General features: G+C 65.9%; 13 protein-coding genes and 1 tRNA gene. 9 read left to right on the top strand and 5 right to left on the bottom strand.

Annotation, left to right across the window (positions count from 1 at the left end; translation table 11 throughout):
- Window positions 1–3 precede the first annotated feature (3 nt).
- From OIE68_RS30315 to OIE68_RS30345, 7 genes are all read left to right on the top strand, one after another.
- Window positions 4–966 (top strand): metallophosphoesterase, encoded by a 963-nt coding sequence (locus OIE68_RS30315; protein WP_327094430.1) that lies wholly within the window; start codon window positions 4–6, stop codon window positions 964–966.
- A gap of 317 nt (window positions 967–1283) precedes the next feature.
- Window positions 1284–2510, top strand: a complete 1227-nt coding sequence (locus OIE68_RS30320; RefSeq protein ID WP_327094431.1) for a hypothetical protein — start codon at window positions 1284–1286, stop codon at window positions 2508–2510.
- 60 nt (window positions 2511–2570) lie between these two features.
- Window positions 2571–2644, top strand: a tRNA-Pro gene (locus OIE68_RS30325).
- Window positions 2645–3179: 535 nt separating this feature from the next.
- The gene (locus OIE68_RS30330; RefSeq protein WP_327094432.1) at window positions 3180–3887 is read left to right on the top strand and encodes a GntR family transcriptional regulator; all 708 of its coding nucleotides are present in this window, start codon (window positions 3180–3182) and stop codon (window positions 3885–3887) included.
- A 10-nt stretch (window positions 3888–3897) separates the two neighbouring features.
- A complete protein-coding gene (uca, locus tag OIE68_RS30335) occupies window positions 3898–7560 on the top strand; it encodes an urea carboxylase (protein WP_327094433.1) in 3663 nt (1220 codons plus the stop codon).
- Window positions 7557–9290, top strand: coding sequence for an allophanate hydrolase (atzF, locus tag OIE68_RS30340; RefSeq protein WP_327094434.1), 1734 nt, complete (start codon window positions 7557–7559; stop codon window positions 9288–9290). The genes uca and atzF overlap by 4 nt, the downstream gene beginning before the upstream one ends.
- Before the next feature lie 97 nt (window positions 9291–9387).
- Window positions 9388–10626: an FAD-dependent monooxygenase gene (locus OIE68_RS30345; RefSeq protein ID WP_327094435.1), complete on the top strand. Its 1239-nt coding sequence runs from the start codon at window positions 9388–9390 to the stop codon at window positions 10624–10626.
- 619 nt (window positions 10627–11245) lie between these two features.
- Here OIE68_RS30345 and OIE68_RS30350 read toward each other — a convergent pair.
- The 3 genes from OIE68_RS30350 to OIE68_RS30360 form a co-directional block, all read right to left on the bottom strand.
- A complete protein-coding gene (locus tag OIE68_RS30350; protein WP_327094436.1) occupies window positions 11246–12706 on the bottom strand; it encodes a catalase in 1461 nt (486 codons plus the stop codon).
- Entirely contained in the window at window positions 12657–13148 is a 492-nt protein-coding gene (locus OIE68_RS30355) for a Fur family transcriptional regulator (RefSeq protein WP_327094437.1), read from the bottom strand. Before OIE68_RS30355 ends, OIE68_RS30350 begins: the two co-directional genes overlap by 50 nt.
- A gap of 440 nt (window positions 13149–13588) precedes the next feature.
- The gene (locus OIE68_RS30360; protein WP_419150580.1) at window positions 13589–14932 is read right to left on the bottom strand and encodes an AAA family ATPase; all 1344 of its coding nucleotides are present in this window, start codon (window positions 14930–14932) and stop codon (window positions 13589–13591) included.
- A 707-nt stretch (window positions 14933–15639) separates the two neighbouring features.
- Between OIE68_RS30360 and OIE68_RS30365 the strand changes: the two genes are divergently transcribed.
- Window positions 15640–16869, top strand: coding sequence for an APC family permease (locus tag OIE68_RS30365; RefSeq protein ID WP_327094438.1), 1230 nt, complete (start codon window positions 15640–15642; stop codon window positions 16867–16869).
- 609 nt (window positions 16870–17478) lie between these two features.
- Entirely contained in the window at window positions 17479–18828 is a 1350-nt protein-coding gene (locus OIE68_RS30370) for a serine hydrolase (protein ID WP_327094439.1), read from the top strand.
- A 1-nt stretch (window position 18829) separates the two neighbouring features.
- Here the strand turns inward: OIE68_RS30370 and OIE68_RS30375 are convergent, their stop codons facing one another.
- Both OIE68_RS30375 and OIE68_RS30380 read right to left on the bottom strand, forming a co-directional pair.
- Window positions 18830–19348 (bottom strand): PaaI family thioesterase, encoded by a 519-nt coding sequence (locus OIE68_RS30375; protein WP_327094440.1) that lies wholly within the window; start codon window positions 19346–19348, stop codon window positions 18830–18832.
- Window positions 19345–20238, bottom strand: coding sequence for an oxygenase MpaB family protein (locus OIE68_RS30380; protein WP_327094441.1), 894 nt, complete (start codon window positions 20236–20238; stop codon window positions 19345–19347). Before OIE68_RS30380 ends, OIE68_RS30375 begins: the two co-directional genes overlap by 4 nt.
- Window positions 20239–20269: the final 31 nt, after the last annotated feature.

The raw sequence follows: 20269 nt of genomic DNA on the forward strand, positions 1-20269 counted from the left end.
CAAATGCCCGTAATCTCGACCTCCGCTATCCGACGAACCGCGTTGGGAGCCGCCGGGGCCGCGGTGGCCGGTATCGGCTACGCCTCGCTGATCGAACGAAATGCCTTCGTACTGCGCGAGGCCACGATGCCCGTGCTACAGCCGGGCTCGTCGTCACTACGGGTGCTGCACATCAGCGATCTGCACATGATGCCTGGTCAGAAGCTCAAGCAGCAGTGGCTTCGGGAGCTGGATCGGCTGGAGCCGGATCTGGTCATCAATACCGGCGACAATCTTTCGCACCAGAAGTCGGTGCCCGCGGTGGTTCAGGCCCTCGGCGGATTGCTTTCCCGCCCTGGCCTTTTCGTTTTCGGCAGCAATGACTATTTCGCGCCGGTCGCGAAGAATCCGGCGAAATACTTCAAGAAGGACCACCGCCGGGTGTACGGCGCGCCGCTGCCGTGGAAGGACCTGCGCGCGGCATTCACCGAGCGCGGCTGGCTCGATCTGACTCATGTCCGCCGTGATGTCGAGGTCGCGGGCATTCGAATCGCGAGCGCGGGCGTCGACGATCCGCATTTGCAGCGCGATCGGTACGACACCGTCGCCGGTGCGCCCAACCCGCTCGCCGTGCTGAGCATCGGCTTGACCCACTCCCCCGAGCCCCGGGTGCTGGACCGCTTCGCCGAGGACGGCTACGACCTGGTCATGGCCGGACATACGCACGGCGGCCAGCTGTGCCTGCCCGGGTACGGTGCGCTGGTCACCAACTGCGGTATCGATCGCTCGCGGGTGAAGGGCTCGTCCAAGTGGGGCGCGCATACCCAACTGCACGTCTCCGCGGGTCTCGGTACCTCGCCGTGGGCGCCGTACCGCTTCTGCTGCCGGCCCGAGGCGACGCTGCTGACCCTGGTCGCCGCACCGCCGAAACGTCCCAATGCCGATAGCGGACAGGGCGTTTCACCCTCGGAAGCCATCGCCCACTGAATTCCGCTGAAGAGCGCATCTGAGAACTCTGTCGGTGGCCTACGGCAGACTGATCTCATCCGAGGCGCAGAGCACCACTGCCCCCGGGTCCGGGAGCCCGAAGCGCGAGCCCCGGTGATCAATGCCCGTGGACGGGAGGGCTCTGGCCTGCATCGCGGTGTGGGTGAAACCAACCCGGATGAAGCGGGAACCAACGTGCGCACCAGGTGGTGTGCACTGCGGACATCCGAGAAGGATGGTGTCGGGAACCATCGATAGAGGGTTTCCAGACACGCTGTAAGGTCCTTTGCCGAGACTGACGTCAGGCAGGGGACAGTGTGAGTGATTTCGACGACCGGCGCGAAACCGGTACGCCGTATCAGCAACAGCCTTATGGCGCAGAGCAATTCGGTCCTGCACTGGGACAGCCGGGATCCGAGACGCAGTCGGGGACCGACGCGGCGCACGACACATTCGGTGCGCCGGTCCACCTCGATCCGGCCGCACTGTCGCCGTTCGGCCCCGAACCGACGGCCACACCGTGGAACGGCGGCGTCGCACCGGCCCTGCCCATGCCGTGGCAGCCTGAGCAGCAAACAGTAAGTGCCCCTGGTCAATTCGATCCGACCCTGCAATGGGCGCCGCAACCCGCTCCGGCATGGCAGCCGGGCTCTACGACGCAATTCCAGCCCGGCGCAACACCATCCGGACCGTATGGCGGTATGCAAGCGCCCCATGGCCCGGGCGGTGGCTCGAATGCGTTCTTCGGTGACCGATTCGCCTCTGACTTGGCCGCCGCGTCGAGCGCGAACCGATCGGGCCACGGGCGCCGCACCGCATGGATCGCCGCCGCGGTCGCGACGCTCGTGGTCGCGGGCGGGGCGACGGCGGCGATCGTCACGGCCAACCACGGCTCGGATGACACTGCGCAGAATCCGGTTCCGTCGATGGTGAGCGCACTCACCCCCACGGGTTCACATACGTCGCCCCAGCCGACCACCACCAACCACGCCCCCGCCAATAAGGAGACCCCCGTCGTACCCGGTTACCAGGTCGTGGTGGCCTCGGACCTCGGGGCCGCCTATGACGTACCCGCCGACTGGACGGTGGCCCCCGACGGCAAGGTCGGCGGCTTCGGCGAACCGCCGAACGCTGTCACCGGCAAGGGGCTGGCCACCGAGGGGAAGAGCTACTGCCCCGGCTCGACCCGCACCGTGTCCTTCCTGACCGGCTCCAAGGACACCGATTCGGCAACTGCCGCAACCGAACTCGGCACCAGGACCGCCCAGATCGCCTACACCAACTCACCGGGCGGTACCCCGGGCGCCGCACAGCCGCTCCGCTCGCTCGACGGCTCCCAGCAGGGCATGTTCGTGGAGACCAAGGGCACCGCGACCAAGGTCAATCCGGGCTGCGCAACCGAGTATTCGGTCTACACCTTCGCCACCCCCACCGATAGCGGCAATTTCGTCATGGTGATCGCCGCCGACACCGGCGTCCCCAACGCCGTCGACGCGGCCACCGCGATGCGTATCTTCACCAGCATTCGCCCCCACGAAGGCTGATTGACCTGCGGGTTTAACGTCTGGACGTGAGCTGTTGTAAGCTACTCCAGGTTCGCTTCACGGGGTGTGGCGCAGCTTGGTAGCGCGCTTCGTTCGGGACGAAGAGGTCGCAGGTTCAAATCCTGTCACCCCGACTCGTGGTTGAGACGAATGGCTCCGCCCCCGGCCCGCACAGGTCGGGGGCGGAGCTGTTTTCGCTGGTCGGCCCGACGGTCCGGGGTCGGCCACCACACCGCGCAGGCAATGACCGCTAGTAGCCCGCACACCAGGGCGAGCAAGCCAACGATCACGAACGCATCCATCGTTACCTCCCGAGACTTCTCGTAGGTGCACCCGGCGCCGGGGGCGGATCGCCACCGACCGGCGGCGGTAGACGGGCGGTGTGCCTGAAGTACGGGCATCGACCCGGCGCCGGGGCTGATCTCCAGCCTGCGGCAGCGATGTGTCGTGCGATAGCGCGGCGGCGTTGCCAGGTGTTGCTGTCTGCTCCACCTCACTGTGCACCGCTGGTGAGAATTTCCGGAAGTAGGCGCGCCGATAACGGACCGAATGGACGCTCGGCCGTTCCGATATGTCCCCCGATGTCCCATATGGGCGGTGAGCAGACTCTTACCGCTTGCTAACGTGTGGTCATCTCGACGAAACGCGAGGTCCATAGCGTATACATGCATGTCGACACGGGTGGCCACACTGGCGGATGCGGCGGGACGGCCGCTGCGGGACGTTGTTTATACGACTTTGCGCGGCGAGTTGATGAACGGGGATATCCGGTTCGGCGAGCGCCTGACCGAGCCCAAGCTGTCGACCCGGTTCGGTATCTCGCGGACGCCGGTCCGCGAGGCGCTGACCATGCTGTGCTCGGATGGACTGTTGCAGCGGGAGGAATACGGCTTCACTCCGGTACGGCCGAGCATTCCGTTGATCCGGGACCTGTACGAGCTGCGAATCACCTTGGAGCTCGGCGGAATTCAGCGCGCCATCGATAGTCCGGCGGTCGTGCACGATCATGCGCTGCTGGCGGCCGAGCGCGAAGCCTGGCTGGCCCTGCGTGCGGATCCGCCCGAGCAGGAGCCCGGTTTCGTGGTGCGCGACGAGGAGTTCCACGTCACGCTGTTGACGGCGGCGGGCAATGCCGAACTGGTGCGCTCACTGAAGTCGGTGAATTCGCGGATCCGGCATGTTCGGATGTACGACTTCATGGTCAACAACCGGATCGAGACCACCATCGCCGAGCATCTGGGAATTCTGGATGCCGTTCTGGCACAAGATCTTCCGCTGGCATATCGGCTGCTACACACCCACATCGGCGAATCGCTCGATGTCGTTCTCGATCGGGTCACGCGGGCCATCGCCGCGATGTCCCTGGCAACTGAATAGGGAGTTTTCGGTGACACTGGAATTCGATACGGTTCTGGTCGCCAATCGCGGCGAAATCGCCTGCCGGATCATGCGGACGGCGCGTGCGCTCGGCCTGAAAACCGTCGCCGTGTACTCCGACGCCGATGTCGGTGCGGCACATGTCGAAATCGCCGATGTCGCAGTACATCTGGGGGCGAGTCCGGCGGCGGAGTCCTACCTGCGTGCCGACCTGGTTGTCGAGGCGGCGCTGTCGACGGGTGCGGGCGCGATTCATCCCGGATACGGATTCCTGTCGGAGAACGCGGATTTCGCTACAGCGGTGACCGATGCCGGGATAGCGTTCGTCGGTCCGACGCCGGAGCAATTGCGCATCTTCGGCGACAAGCACACGGCGCGGGAGACAGCCGAAGCCGTTGGGGTGCCGCTGATTCCGGGTAGCGGACTGCTCGAATCGGCCGAGCACGCGGTGGCCGAGGCCGAACGCATCGGCTATCCGGTAATGCTCAAGGCGGTCGGTGGCGGCGGCGGTATCGGCATGCAGGCCTGCGGTAATGCCGATGAGCTGCGGTCGGCGTATCTGCGCGTGCAGCGTTTGGCCGCGACGAATTTCTCCTCGACCGGTGTTTTCCTGGAGCGGTTCGTGGCGCGGGCCCGGCATATCGAGGTGCAGCTTTTCGGTGATGGTCGCGGGCGCGTGGTGAGCCTCGGCACCAGGGATTGTTCGCTGCAGCGCCGCAACCAGAAGGTCATCGAGGAAGCGCCCGCACCCGGACTCGCACCGGAACTGTCGGAGCAGTTGCTCGCGGCGTCGCGGGAGTTGGCCAGGTCGGTGCGGTACCGATCGGCGGGCACGGTGGAGTTCGTCTACGACGTCGAGCGTGGTGTGGCCTCGTTCCTGGAGATGAACACCCGGCTGCAGGTCGAGCATCCGGTGACCGAGGCAGTGACCGGGGTCGATCTGGTCGAGTGGATGATGCGGCTGGCGGGCGGGGACAGCTCGATGGTCGACGAACTGCCCGAGACTGGACCGGCGATCAGCGGATGGGCCGTGGAGGCGCGGGTCTATGCCGAGGATCCGGGACACGCGTACCGACCGAGCGCCGGGTTGATCACGGCCGCGACCTTTCCGGCGGATACGTCGTCGCTTCGGGTCGATACCTGGGTCGCGACGGGCACCGAGGTCAGTCCGTACTACGACCCGCTGCTGGCCAAGGTGATCGCGTCGGGGACCACTCGCGACGCGGCCTTCGCGGGATTGAGCGATGCGCTGGCCGCGACCAGGATCTACGGGGTCCAAACGAATCTGCCCCAATTGCGGGCGGCGAGTGCCGATGCCGTGGTGCTGGACGCGGACCACGTCACGACGACACTGGCCGATATCCGACCCGCCAGCCATCGCGTCGATGTGCTGCGCGGTGGCACGATGACCACGATCCAGGATCATCCGGGTCGAATCGGCTTGTGGCAGGTCGGAATTCCGCCGTCGGGTCCGATGGACGATCTGTCGTTCACCCTGGCCAATATCGCCGTCGGCAACCCCGCAGGTGTGCCCGCGCTGGAATGCACGCTCCATGGGCCACAGGTGCGTTTCGCCGATGACTCAGTGGTGTGTGTGACGGGTGCGCAGACGCCGGTCACGGTGGATGGGCAACCGGTCCCGATGTGGCAGCCGGTAGCGGTCCCGGCCGGGTCGGTGCTCGATATCGGCGCACCGTCGGACGCCGGATTGCGCACCTACCTCGCGGTACGCGGCGGCATCGATGCGCCGCTCTATCACGGCAGCGCCGCCACCTTTACCCTCGGCGGTTTCGGCGGCAGCACCGGGAAAGCCCTGGTCGCGGGGGATGTGCTGGGAATCGTCGGGAATCGGCCCGAACTCGCTGAGCCACAAGCGGTTCCGCTCGACGAGCGACCCGAATTCAGGCACGTCTGGCAATTGGCCGTCGGTATCGGACCGCAGACCGCACCCGCCTATTTCACCGATGCGGATATGGGCCAATTCTATTCGCACCCTTGGAAAGTCGGCAGCCACGCGAACCGCACCGGCATTCGGCTGGAGGGTCCGAAGCCGACCTGGTCGCGCACCGACGGCGGTGATGCGGGACTGCATCCGTCGAATCTGCACGACAACCCGTACAGCGTCGGAACATTGAATGTCTCCGGCGATACCCCGATCCTGCTCGGCCCGGACGGTCCGAGCCTCGGCGGCTTCGCCTGCCCGCTCACCGTGATCTCGGCGCATCGCTGGAAACTCGGCCAGTTGCGTCCCGGCGATACCGTCCGCTTCGTGCCCGTCGACGATGACCGAGCCACAGCGCTGCGCCGTTCGAACGCTGCGCGGGCCAAGGCCGACGCCCCAATGGATCTTGCTGCCGCACGGAGCCTGCTCACCGGTTCCCGCGAGCCGGTCGGACTGGATGATCGCGGCATCCTCGGCACCGTCGCGGCGGGTGCGGATCGCCCGCAAGTCGCCTATCTGCGTGGGGGCGATGACAATATTCTGGTCGAATACGGCGAGATGGTGCTGGATCTCGGTCTGCGCATGCGGGTGCACGCACTCGCCGAGGCGCTGGCGGGTACCGGACTGCCCGGCGTCATCGATGTGACACCGGGTGTCCGTTCGCTGCACATCCATTTCGATCCCGAAGTGCTGCCCCAGTATCGGCTGCTCGGCACGCTGACCGAGCTCGAGTCCGAACTGCCCGCAACCCATGATCTCGTGGTGCCCAGCCGCACCATCCGATTGCCGCTGTCGTTCGACGATCCCTCGATTGCCGAGGCCATCGATCGATACCGCAGCGGGGTCCGCGACACCGCGCCGTGGTTGCCTTCGAATACCGAATTCATCCGCCGCATCAATGGACTCGACAGCGTCGAAGATGTGCGTGCCGCGGTCTTCGCCGCCGAGTACCTGGTGCTCGGCCTGGGGGACGTCTACCTCGGTGCGCCACTAGCGGTTCCGCTCGATCCGCGGCACCGGCTGGTCACCACCAAGTACAACCCGGCGCGCACCTGGACGCCATCGGATGCCGTCGGCATCGGCGGCAAGTACCTCTGCATATACGGCATGGCATCACCGGGCGGCTATCAGCTGATCGGCCGGACGGTGCCGATCTGGTCCAGCTACCGGCAATCCGCACCGTTCGAAACAGGCACCCCGTGGCTGTTCCGATTCTTCGACCGCATCGTCTGGGAACCGGTGACACCCGAGCAGTTGCTCGAACAGCGCGCGGCCGCCGCGGCGGGCCGTTTCGACGCCGAGGTCAGCGATGGCACCTTCGCACTCGCCGATCACCTGCGGCTACTCGCCGAAAATGCCGAAGCCATAGCGGAATTCGAGACCAAACAGGCCGTCGCCTTCGAAGCGGAGAAACAGGCCTGGCGCGCCGCAGGGGAATTCGAGCAGAGCACGATCGTCGAAAGCGTGCCGGAACCCGCTACCGACCCACTGGCCGGATTACCGCCGGACGCAACGGTGGTCACCGCACCGATGATCGGCAATGTCTGGCGGGTGGAAATCGAGGTGGGCCAGCGTCTCGGCGCTGGCGATCCGGTGGCCATCCTCGAGGCGATGAAACTCGAACTGCCGGTGCACAGCCCGGGCACCGGCACGGTACTGAAGGTACTGGCCACCCCAGGCGCGAAAGTGGAACCGGGAACCCCACTAGCAGTGATCGGAGCCGCCGAATGACCGCAGGCGTCCTAGGCAATACCGAAGTCCACGGCACGCCGACCGCGCGGGTCGCCGCCGCGTATCGGCGCATCGCGGAGGTCGATCGGCCGGAGGTGTGGATCACACTGCGCGCCGAGGCCGATGTCGCCGCCGAGGCCGCAGGCGTCGAACAGCGGCTCGCCGCAGGTGAATCCTTGCCGCTGGCAGGGGTATTGGTTGCGGTCAAGGACAATATCGATGTCGCGGGACTGCCGACCACCGCGGCCTGCCCCGAATTCGCCTACACCGCCGAGGTCACCGCGGCGGCGATCGAGCGCCTGGTCGCGGCGGGCGCATTGGTTCTCGGCAAGACCAATCTGGATCAGTTCGCAACCGGGCTCGTCGGTACGCGCAGCCCATACGGCGCGGTTCGCCATGCGCACGATCCGGAGTTGATCTCCGGCGGGTCCAGCTCCGGATCGGCAGTCGCCGTAGCTCTCGGTATCGCGGATATCGGAATCGGTACGGACACAGCGGGTTCCGGACGCGTACCGGCCGCACTGCACGGAATCGTCGGTATCAAAGCCACTTTGGGGATCATCCCGGCACACGGCGTGGTTCCGGCGTGTGCGGACTACGACGCAGTGACGGTCTTCGCCACCGACCTCGACAGCGCGGTCGTGTCGGCCGCGGTCATGGTCGGACCGGAGCCTCGGGATCCGCGCAGCCGGTCCTGGCCCGCCGATGTTCCGCTCGCCGCACCGCAGACCATCCGGCTGGCGATCCCCCGCGCCAAGGATCTCGTCGCGCTCAGCGATTCGTACCGAGATGCGTTCGCCCGCACTGTATCCGCGGTGACCAGCGCCGGGATAACGACCGAAGAGGTCGATATCTCCGAGATGCTCGATGCCGCACTCCTGCTCTACGACGGCGCGATCGTCGCGGAACGCTATGCGGCCGTCGGCACATTCCTCGATACCGCGCCGGCCAGCACCGATCCCACCGTGACGGCCATCATCAATGCCGCGCGAGCAACGACCGGCCCCGGATTCGCGGCTGATCTGGATACCTTGGCGCGAGCCAAGGCTGCGGCGGCGGTGATATTGCAGGGGTTCGCCGGACTGCTCTTGCCGACAACCACGGAGCATCCGAGTATCGCTGCGGTACAAGCGGATCCGTTCGGCATCAATCGACGGATGGGCACCTTCACGAACTTCTGCAATCTCCTGGATATGGCGGCCGTGGCCGTCCCCGGCCTACCCACCGCGACCGGCGCGCCCTTCGGCGTGATGGTCGTGACGCCCGCCTTCGCCGATCAGGTCGCCGTCGATATCGCCGCCCGCATCATCGGTGAGGACAACGCCCCGGCACTGGTCGAAGACGGTGTCGAACTGGCCGTCTTCGGCGCGCACCTGCGCGGCCAGCCGCTGCACTGGCAGTTGGAAGAGATCGGCGCGCGGTTCACCGGCGAGATCCGCACCACCGACGCCTACCGCCTGACCGCACTCGACACCACACCTCCGAAACCGGGACTGGTGCGCCACGGCCCGGGACTCGGTGCGCCGATCCTCGGCGAGCTGTTCCGCGTATCGGCGGCGGGACTCGGCCGCTTCCTCGCCGCGCTGCCCGCGCCGATGGCGCTGACCAGTATCGAATTATCCGACGGACGTGCGGTCATCGGCTTCGCCTGCACTTACGATGCCGCAAGTACCGCCACCGATATCACCTCCTACGGCAGTTGGAAGGCCTACCTGCAGAACCAGAACTAGCCGCTGACTCAACCGTCTTACACATTTGTACTAGACAAACGTGCAACTGCTCTGTTAGACATATGTGCAAGACATTCGAGTCAGTGAGGAACAGATCATGAGCAACACCAACCCCGCCACCATCCGCCCGCGGGTCCTCGTCTGCGGCGGCGGCATCGGCGGCAATGCCGTTGCCCTGCAACTGCTCCGTGCCGGGATCCGGGCCACCGTGGTCGAGCGGGCGGCCACGCCGCGCCCCGGCGGGCAGGCCGTGGATCTGCGCGGGCCGAGCGTCGAGGTGGCGGAGCGGATGGGGCTCATGCCGGGCATCCGCAAATCCCAACTGGACGAGCGCGGCATGGTGTTCGTGGACAGTGAGGGCAAGGAACTGCTGCGCATGGCCGCCGAGGTCTTCGAGGGTAAGGGCGCGGTCGCCGAGATCGAGATCACCCGAGGCGACCTGAACCAGGTGCTGCTCGATCTGCTCGACGAGGCGGGCGGCGTCGACTACCGCTACGGCGAATGGGTTACCGAGATCAGCCAGGACGATGCGGGCGCGGATGTCACCTTCGCCTCCGGCAGCACCGAGCGGTTCGACATCGTGATCGGCGCGGACGGACTGCATTCCTCGACCCGGCGCCTGGTCTTCGGCCCGGAGGAGGATTTCTCCACCTACCTCGGCGGCTACATGTCCTTCTTCACGCTGCCGACGCCCGACTATGCGGAGCAGCATTGGATCGCGATGAACTCCCTGGTCGGCGCGACCGGTGTGGGCCTGCGCCCGGATGCCGATCCGGCCACCTGCAAGGCGCTGGTCGTCATTCGCGACGCCGCGAATCCAGCGCTGCGTCGCGATGTCGCGGCACAGCAGCAGCTCATCCGCGAGCGACTGACCGACGGCGGCACGATCGCGAGCACCGTCCGCGATGCCATGGCCACCGCCGACGACTTCTACTTCGACGAACTGGCGCGCATCGACGTCCCGCACTGGTCCAAGGGCCGCGTGGTGCTGCTCGGCGACGCGGGTTACTGCGGTTCGCCGCTAACCGGACAGGGCACCGCGATGGCACTGGTCGGCGCGTACGTCCTGGCCGGTGAAGTCGCCGCGCACGCAACCGATCCCGAAAAGGCGCTGGCCCGCTACGAAGAGGTGCTGCGGCCGTTTGTCGCCACCGCGCAGGAGCTGCCGCCGGGTGGTCTGCGGTCGATGACGCCCCAATCGCGCTTCGGCATTCGCGCCGGTCTGTTCGTCAGCAGACTGATGACCACCAAGATCATGAAGCCGCTCATGATGAAGATGCTCACCAAAACCGAGAGCTACGAACTGCCCGACTACTCGGTCCAGACGGTCGGCTGACCGCTCGAAGCCCGGCCGGGCCGGTCACCCCTCGTGAACCGGCCCGGCCACATACACCCTTGGATGGGATCGTCGGCACGCACCGAATGGTTACCTTCGGCAGCGGCGACTGATTCGCCGGTCAGCTCCGGGAAGAGCCATCCGAAGTGGTTGCCCCAGATAAAGCGCCAGCGGGCCGGTCACCCCTCGTGGACCGGCCCGGCTGGCACTACCCCCGTGACGCGACCTGTTACCCCTCGTGAACAGGTCGAGTCCGGTTCCCCACCCCCGGTGGTGGCTTGTGTTGCGGTGTTGACACAAACAATGCCGTCGCGGGCTTGTTGGGCACTTAAGAAGACCTTGCAGGAACAAAACCGCAGGTAGTCACACTATTTGTGGAAGATCCCGACAAGTTTGCGGCGCGGTGGCGCGAATCGGCGGATGATGGTGGATAAGGGCGCCAGTGAGATTGGAGCGGCGATGGAAACCGTGGTTGTCTGGGTGTTGGCCTGCCTGCTCTATTGGTGGGGCCTGTTGTAGTTCCGAGGCATGGGGCCCGTGGAATCCTGCCCCCCGCATACGAAAAGCTCCGCCTCCGACCGAAATGGTCAGGGGCGGAGCTGTTTTCGGAGCTGAGCTGTCAGCCGTCCAGTCCGGCGCGGACACCTTCCTCGACGCGCTTACCGAGCTCGGCGTCCACGTTCTTCCAGTATTCGAAGACCCGGGACAGCACCGGCTCGCGCACACCGCCGAGCACATGGCCGACGATATTGTCCACTAGACGATCTCGCTGCTCGTCGTCGAACACCGTACGGACCAGGGTGCCCGCCTGGGCGAAGTCGTCGTCCTCGGCGTGCTCGATATAGCCGGAGCGTACGACGGTCGGGGCGAACTCCCAGACACCGCCATCGGGCGCCCGCTCCGGATCCGCATGCGGGCCGCCGAACGAATTCGGCGCGTAGACAGGTACATTCGCGTCGTTGTAGTCGTAACGCATCGCGCCCTCCTTGGAGTAAGAGTTCACCTCCGCGGCGCGTGCGCGGTTCGGCGGCAGCTGCGCGTAGTTGGTGCCGATGCGGTAGCGGTGCGCGTCCGCGTAGGCGAATACCCGGCCGAGCAACATTTTGTCGGGCGAAAAGCCTATGCCGGGAACGACATTCGAGGGCTCGAAGGCGGCCTGCTCGACATCGACGAAGTAGTTGCCAGGATTGCGGTTCAGGGTCCACTTGCCGACCTCGATCAGCGGGTAGTCCCGATGCGACCACACCTTGGTCAGGTCGAACGGGTTGAAGCGGTAGCCCTCGGCCTCGGCGACCGGCATGACCTGCACGTACAGGGTCCAGCTCGGGAACTCGCCGCGGTCGATCGCCTCGTACAGATCGCGACGGTGGTAGTCGGCATCCGCACCGGCCAGGCGATCGGCCTCGGCCTGGGTCAGGTGGTCGATGCCCTGATCGGTCTTGAAGTGGTATTTCACCCAGAAGCGCTCGCCCGCGGCATTGATCCACTGGTAGGTATGCGACCCGTAGCCGTTCATATGACGGTAGGTCTTCGGGATACCGCGGTCGCCCATCAGCCAGGTGACCTGATGGGCGGTCTCCGGACGCAGGGTCCAGAAGTCCCACTGCATATTGTGATCGCGCAGGCCGCTGCCGGGCAGGCGCTTCTGCGAACGGATGAAGTCCGGGAACTCGAGCGGATCCTTGATGAAGAAGATCGGCGTGTTGTTGCCGACGAGGTCGTAGTTGCCGTCCTCGGTGTAGAACTTCACGGCGAAACCCCTTGGGTCGCGCCAGGTGTCGGGGCTGCCCTGCTCGCCCGCGACGGTGGAGAACCGCGCCAGCGATTCGGTCCGCGCGCCCGGCCGGAAGAGCTTGGCCTTGGTGTAGCGACTCACGTCATTGGTCACCACCAGCTCGCCGTATGCGCCCGCGCCCTTGGCGTGCACGATCCGCTCCGGCACTCGCTCCCGGTTGAACTGGGCGAGCTTTTCGATGAGGTAGTGGTCGTGCAGCAGGATCGGGCCCTGGGTGCCCGCGGTGAGCGAATCGCTATCGCTCGGCACCGGCACTCCGGTGTTGGTGGTGGTCGGCTTGGTCATCGGCAGCCTCCTTCGCTGAATGGGTACGGCAGGTCGGGCACAGACCCCAGAAGACGACCTCTGCCTCGTCGATCACGAACCCGTGCGCGTCCTCGGGTTCCAGGCAGGGGGCTGTGCCCACGACACAGTCGATATCGACGACCGTGTCGCAGCTTCGGCACACCAGATGGTGATGGTTGTCCGCGACCCTGGCCTCGTACAGCGCGGGCGAACCGGCGGGTTCGATGCGCCGCAGGATTCCGGCGTTCACGCACGCTCGGAGCACGTCATAGACGGCCTGCGTGGATACCGAGCCCAGGGTTTCGCGGACGGTGGCGGCCACCCGATCGGCATCCGAATGCGGTCGGGCCACGACCGCGGCCAGCACCGCGACCCGCGGGGCGGTAACCCGCAGGCCGGCCGCGCGCAAGCGTTCGCGCGGATCGGTCAGGTTGGTGTGCATGCATCCGATGGTTACTCCTTTTCTGGAATTAGTCAAGAATTTGATAGTATCCAGAAAAGAATTTTGTCGCGCGGGTCAGCCAGCAGATATGGCGGCGGTCACGGAGGCCCCGCCGGCTAGGTGGGCGGCTCAGCGGTTGTGGACGTTTTGTGGCCAGTCTGGTGCGCAGGTAGAAGCCGCCGCGCATCTGATCGAAGACATGGCCGGCGGGGGTGAGGTGATCGATTGGCGGCAGCGCGGCATGTCGGCCAGGGCCCGGCGTGCCGAGGGGCCGGACGCGTGAACCGTGCTGATTGTCGGGCAGCTGCAGGCGATCAGGCCGGTCAGATGCCGCGCCCCCCGGGCGCAGACGGCGCGGAACTCCGGGGAGGCCGACGATGCGCCCTTCGCCGGGCGGAGTGCGGGTTGGCGTGCCCGGGGGGTGCGCGGCCGGGCCTGCTTCAGGAGCGGAACTTCTTGGCTCGCATGTACTTCGCGAGTTCGTCGTACGTCCCGTCGTTATTGGCGAATTCGATTACGTTGCGGGCGGATTCGAACCAGGGACCCGCGCTCGGCTTGACCTGGCTCAGTGCGACCTCGATATCGGCCATGCCGACCGGGCGCACGGTGCCGGTGCTGATCGAGTCGGCCATCGCCAATTGCGTTGCCGAGGTACAGATGTGGGCCAGATCGGCACCGGAGAAGCCGTCGGTGCGGCGCACGATCGCCGGGAGATCGATGCCCGCGACCGGACGATCCTTCAGGTGGTAACGCAGGATCGCCCGGCGCGCGTCCGAATCCGGCAGGCCGACCAGGATCATGCGGTCGAACCGGCCGGGGCGGCGCAGGGCGACATCGAGGTCCCATGGGTGGTTGGTGGCGCCGAGGATGTAGACGCCGTCGTTGCTGTGGGTGGCCGAATCCATCTCGTTGAGCAGCTGATTCACCACATTCCGCATCCAGGCCGAACCCGACATCTGACTGCGCTTGTGCCCGAGGGCGTCGACCTCGTCGAGGAACAGCACACAGGGCGCGTTGCGGCGGGCCATTTCGAAGACCTCGTGCAGATTGCGCTCACCGGAACCGTGGTAGATATCGAGGATGTCGGCGATCTCGATCGGGTAGAAGTTCGCACCGAGTTCACCGGCCACCGCCGCGGCGATGAAGGTCTTACCGCAGCCGGGCGGGCCGTAGAGCAGGAGTCCGCCGCGCGCGGAAGTGCCGAAAGCCTTGGCGAATCCGGGATTTCGGATCGGACCGAGCAGAGTGAGTTCGAGCTGACGCTTTACATCCTGCATGCCGCCGACATCGGCCAGCTTGACGGTAGGCTTCTCGAATACGCCGACATCGGAGTCGGTGACGAATTCGCGCGAGCCCTCATCGATGAATGCGGGGGCGATGATATCGCCGACCTGCTCTTCGGCTGCCACCCAATCATATTGCGACGGATCGTCTTTCGCCTCATCCGGTGTCGACTCGGTTGGCGTGGTGTTGCACGGCGCGGGCTGGGTCGGCGATGGCTGGGCCAGCGTGGACTCGCTCAGCGTGGACTCGCTCGACGTCGGCCGGGTCGGCGCAGCGGGGGTCGGCGCACCACTTGCGAGCACAATCGTGCACTGCTGCAACAACTCCAGCACCCGGGCATGTCCCGGTTCCTGACCGAGCGCGGTCGCACACTGGGCCAGTGCCTCGGCATGGCGGCCACGATCGATCAGCAACTCGATCACCCGCACCCGCAGCGCGAGCACCTCCGGACTGCGCTCCAGCGCGGCCAGCATTTCGGTCAGTACCAGATCATCGGACACACCGATCCCCCCTTCACCTCGTGAGCTCGTTGATTCTAGATTGCGGTACCCGAGTCGGTACCGACCCGAACCGCCACCCGCGGGTAGCCGACAGTGCCAGGACCGGTCCGCCGAGCGGCCATGCCGCATTTGATCACGGTCGCTGGGTGCGCGGTGCGGCGGCGGAGTGCCGCCCGCAGATCTGCCGTGCATATCCGGCTCGGGCGCGAAGACGTCGGCTTCTGATGGCAAAGGCCAGGCGTCAGCCCCTGCTGGGCTTGCCCTGAATGACGACGCAGCTCGAGATAGCTCAATAAATACCTATCGGTCGGTTTTATGGCTGCGGCAGCAGAACCCGTTCGTGCACCGGCAGGTCCGCACTGCACAGCAGCTGGGAATTTCTCGGGACCAATCTCGACGACGCCCATCGAGGCGGGATCGGATCAGGTGACTTTCGTTGTGCGCATCACATCGCATTTCGTGGAATAGATCCGGACGGCGGACCGTTGATCACCTCTGTCGGCGTCCGGACAGCCCCGGGCCTCACCCCATTTGTCGCTACGAGCGACCACTCGCCGAGAGGCGCTTGTGGGACGTCGGCACTCGAGTCGTGACGTTGGCGTGGCGTCCGGCGACTCAGCGCCGCCAGGTTTACCAACCTGGCGGCGTTTCGCATTTCCGGAGCGGCTCGGCTCGTGGTCGACCGTGGTGTGGTCGATGATGCAGCCATGGCAACGCACGGCGACGCGCTACGTCGCAGGCTCGGACTCACCGATTCAGTGGTCATCGGGCTCGGGGCGATGGTCGGCGCGGGCATCTTCGCCGCACTTACTCCCGCGGCGGCCGCGGCGGGTAGCTGGCTACTGCTCGCCCTGGCGGTGGCCGCACTGCTCGCGTACTGCAATGCCACGTCCTCGGCGCGGCTGGCGGCGCGGTATCCGGTGTCGGGCGGGACGTATGTGTATGGACGCGAGCGTCTGGGTGCGTTCTGGGGATATCTGGCCGGGTGGGGATTCGTCGCGGGTAAGTCCGCATCGTGTGCGGCGATGGCGCTGACGGTGGGCGGCTATGCGTGGCCGGAACATTCGCGGGTCGTCGCGGTCGCCACGGTTGTCGCGATCACCGCGATCAACTACACCGGCGTGCAGAAATCGGCGCTGACCACCCGGATCATCGTGGCGGCGGTACTGGCTGTGCTGATGCTGGTTATCGGCGTGGGATTGCTCGGAAACCATTCCGCCGCAACGATTCTGCCCGACCGGATCGGACCGCGCGGGGTCTTACAGGCCGCCGGATTGCTGTTCTTCGCCTTTGCGGGATATGCCCGCATCGCCACCCTCGGCGAGGAGGTGCGTGATCCGCGACGCACGATTCCACGGGCCATCATGATCGCACTCGGGCTCGCGCTCGCGATCTATGCGCTGGTGGCGGTGGTCGCGCTGGAGGTGCTCGGGTCTGCGGGGCTCGCGCATGCGATCGATCCGCTGGCAATGGTCGTTGCGACGGCCGGGGTATCTGGGCTGGCCCCGGTGGTCCGGGTCGGTGCGGTGCTCGCGGCCGCCGGATCCTTGCTCGCGCTGATACTCGGCGTTTCGCGCACGGTGCTGGCGATGGCGCGCGACAGCTATCTGCCAGGTGCGCTGGCCGCCGTGCATCCGCGCTTCGGTGTGCCGCATCGGGCGGAGTTAGCCGTCGGCGCGGTGGTGGCGGTGGTCGCCGGGACCTTCGATTTGCGTGCGGCCATCGGGTTTTCGTCGTTCACGGTGCTGGTGTATTACCTGATCGCCAATGTCTCGGCGGCGACATTGACCGAGGATCGTCCACCACGCTGGGTGCCGCTCGTCGGCGCGGCGGGGTGCGTGGTTGTCGGGCTGTCGCTTCCGCTCGGCTCGGTGCTGACCGGACTCGCGGTCCTCAGCGTAGGCGCTGGCTGGTTCGCGGTGCGTACACGCCGCTGACTGTCGAGCTGCCACATCGCTCGGCTCGGTTGACCGGACTCGCGGTCCTTGGCGTAGGCGCTGGCTGGCTCGCGGTACGTACACGCCGCCGACCGTCGAGCCACCACTTCCGCTCGGCTCGGTTGACCGGAACCGTGCTCCTTGGCGTAGGCGCTGGCTGGCTCGCGGTACGCACAGGCCGCCGACTGCCGGGCTACCACATCGCTCGGCTCAATTGACCGGACTCGCGGTCCTCAGCGTGGACGCTGGCTGGTTCACGGTACGTACACGCCGCTGACTGTCGAGCTGCCACTTCCGCTCGGCTCGGTTGACCGGAACCGTGCTCCTTGCCGTAGGCGCTGGCTGGCTCGCGGTACGTACACGCCGCCGACCTCGGGCTGGCACTTCCGCTCGATTCGGCGCCTAACGGAATCGCGGTCCTCGCCGTTGGCACAGGGTAGTTCGCGGTACGTACACGCCGCTGATGCCGTCCGAAGTGCGGATCGATTTGTATGCGTGGCGTGCGGCCGATGCGGTACGACGTGGAGCGGCGCGCCGAGTTGGCAATTGACTGAGACGCATTCAGCCTGTTGACCCGTCTGTCGAGGTCGGTCGCGATAGCCTTTGCGCATGGGGCGCATCTACGGATTCCTGGCCGGAATCGCAGCGGTATCGCTGGTTGCGGGAACCGTGTTCGCCGGAGGTGCGCAGGCCACGCACACCGAGCAGCTGTCATGTGGGGTGTCGTCCGGGCGGGAGCCGGAACGGGCGGCGCCGGAACAGGTTGGCCTGGATTCGGACCCGCTTGCGGAGGCATTGGAGTTCGCGAGCGGGCGTAATCGGTTCAATGTGCAGGTGTTCCGGCACAATTGCCTGATCGGCGAGGGGCCGACGAACGACCAGACCGGGAATGTCGCCTGGAATATCTGGAGTGCGACGAAGAGCATTGTTTCCCTGCTCGCCGGAATAGCCTGGGATCAGGAGAAACTCGATATCGCAGCGCCGATCGATCGGTATCTGCCGCCCGGACTGGGTGATGAGCAGCATCGGTCGATCACCGTGGAGAATCTACTGACCGAATCGTCCGGCATGAAGGTGGGCGTGCTCACCGAGGGCATCACCGGGGTGATTCCGATCGATCCGAACAGTGCGGTGCAGGCGCTCGGGGTGCCGTTGGACAATCCGCCGGGCGTGGCATTCAGCTACAGCCAGCGCAATGTCGATCTACTCGCCTATGTCATCGAGTTGGCCGTCGGCGAGCCACTGCAGCAGTTCGTGCAGCGTGAGCTTTTCGATCCGCTCGGCATCGAACGCGGTGATTACTACTGGGCGCGCGATCGCGCCGGGAACACCTACGGATACGCCCATCTGATGATCCCGCCGAACGATTTCGCGAAGCTCGGCCTGTTGGTGAGCAATAACGGACGCTGGGGCACACAGCAACTCGTCTCCCCGACCTATCTGCGCATGGCACGCCACCCATCACCAGCGAACAAGTGCTACGGCTACCTGTTCTGGCTTGGACCAGGATGCGCGGAGACCCCCGACTTCCTGCCCGCCGACGTATACATGATGGCCGGACTCGGCATGCAGAACGTCTTCATCGTGCCGAGCCTGGATTTGACGGTGGTGTGGACCGGAGTCTTCGGAAATGTCAGCAGCCAGGGCCTTGCGGGGGCCTTGCAGGACACTGCGGAACTGCCGCACGAATTCTTCCGCCGATTGTTCGCGGCATTCCAAGACCATCCGGTGCCCGATCCCGGTCCGTATGTCGAACCGCCGCTGCACGTGGATCCGAGCCGGTACATAGATACGAATCTGCTGATCGCGGTCTTCGGCATCGGGCCTGCGGCGTATCCGGGCTGCAATGTCTTCAGCTGCCTGAATTATCCATTGTCGCCGCCGTTCGCGGATACCGCGCCGGGCTGCGTCATTCAAGTCTGCCTCGGTCCGGATCCGCGCACACCGGGCATCCGCTGAATCACACACCGAAGAAAGGGATATCGCCTTCCTTCGCACCCTGCGCGAAGAAGTGATCCGGCGAGACCGCGATGAACAGGGCATTGCCCTCGGCGACGAGTTCACCGTCGTGTTCGAGGCGAGCGTGGATATGCAGTTTGCGCTCGCCTTCGCGCCGATCGAGGATCGCGGTCACGATCATCGGGCGGTGCAGCGGTGCGGGGCGCACATAGTTCACCTCGAGCTTGGCGGTGACCGCTGGGACGCACATGGTGGTCGGCACCGTGCCGGATGCCTCGTCGAGGATCGCAGCGATGACCCCGCCATGCGCGACGCCCGGTGCGCCTTGGTGGCGTTCATCAAGGGTGAAATGGCCGATGATGCGGTCATTTTCGAGATTCAGTGCGATGCCGACGGCCGCCGGATTCCGTGTTCCGCAGCCGAAGCAGCCGTACACATGCGGCGGCAGCGGACCGTCGGGCATGGGGCTGTTCAGCGGATTCGGCCGGCGCGCAATGCTGTTTTCCGCACTGTGGCTCACACCGCACCCGCCGCGCCTCGAATGTTGTTCATGATCTGCTCTTTTCGCCGCAGCGCGACGACGCGGGTGATGGTGCGGACCGGTCGTGGCAGCACGCGATCGACGCCGCGGATCACGACGGCGTAGCGACGCAACCAGCGCTCGTCGCGCGCGGTCCATTCGAGGCCGAGCCGCTCGCGCAACATCGGCGGCAGCACACCGGTATTCACCCAGACCGCAAGCGGTCCGACGATTCGCCACATGACGAGCTTCCACAGCCAAACCGGGATCGGCGCTTGCACCGGCGGGTGAGACATCGTCTCCAGCACATCGTCGATGCTCGGGTGATATTCGAGTCGCTCGCGCACGACCCGTTCGAACCATGCCTCGAAGGCGGGAAGATCCGCGGGCACAGCACGTTCCGGGAGTCCGGCCAGTAATGCGGTGTGCCGCCAGCCGTCGTACAGGTCGGCGCGCTGCGACTCGGTGAGTCCGGATCCGAAACGCGTCGCGACGATTTCGGTGGCCCAGTGCGCGGTGGCAAGGACGAAGAAGTAGGCCTCGGGTTCCCAGGCGTGATAGCGCCGACCCACGTGATCGATGCCGCCGATGCCCTTGTGCATGGCGCGGATATCGCGGCCGTAGGCGGCGGAATCGTCGCCGTAGAAGGCCAGGGCGAGGGTGGGCCAGTACGAGCGGTCGAAGCGGCCGAACGGATCGGTCTTGAAGATCGAGTGTTCGGCCACACCCGAGCCGATCACTGGATGCGCTACCTGCAGTAACAGTGCGCTCGGGGCGAGCATGATCAATCGCCAGTCCGCGGCGAGGCGGGCGGTCAGCGCGTCCTTGCTCAGGCCGGGTAGGTCGGCGTGCGATGCGTTCAGATCGGACGCTTCGGCGAATCCGGTCATGCTCACCCCTCAATCAGGAATCAGTTGTCTC

The organism is Nocardia vinacea (genome assembly GCF_035920345.1).
In the GTDB taxonomy this organism is placed as follows: Bacteria; Actinomycetota; Actinomycetes; order Mycobacteriales; family Mycobacteriaceae; genus Nocardia; species Nocardia vinacea_A.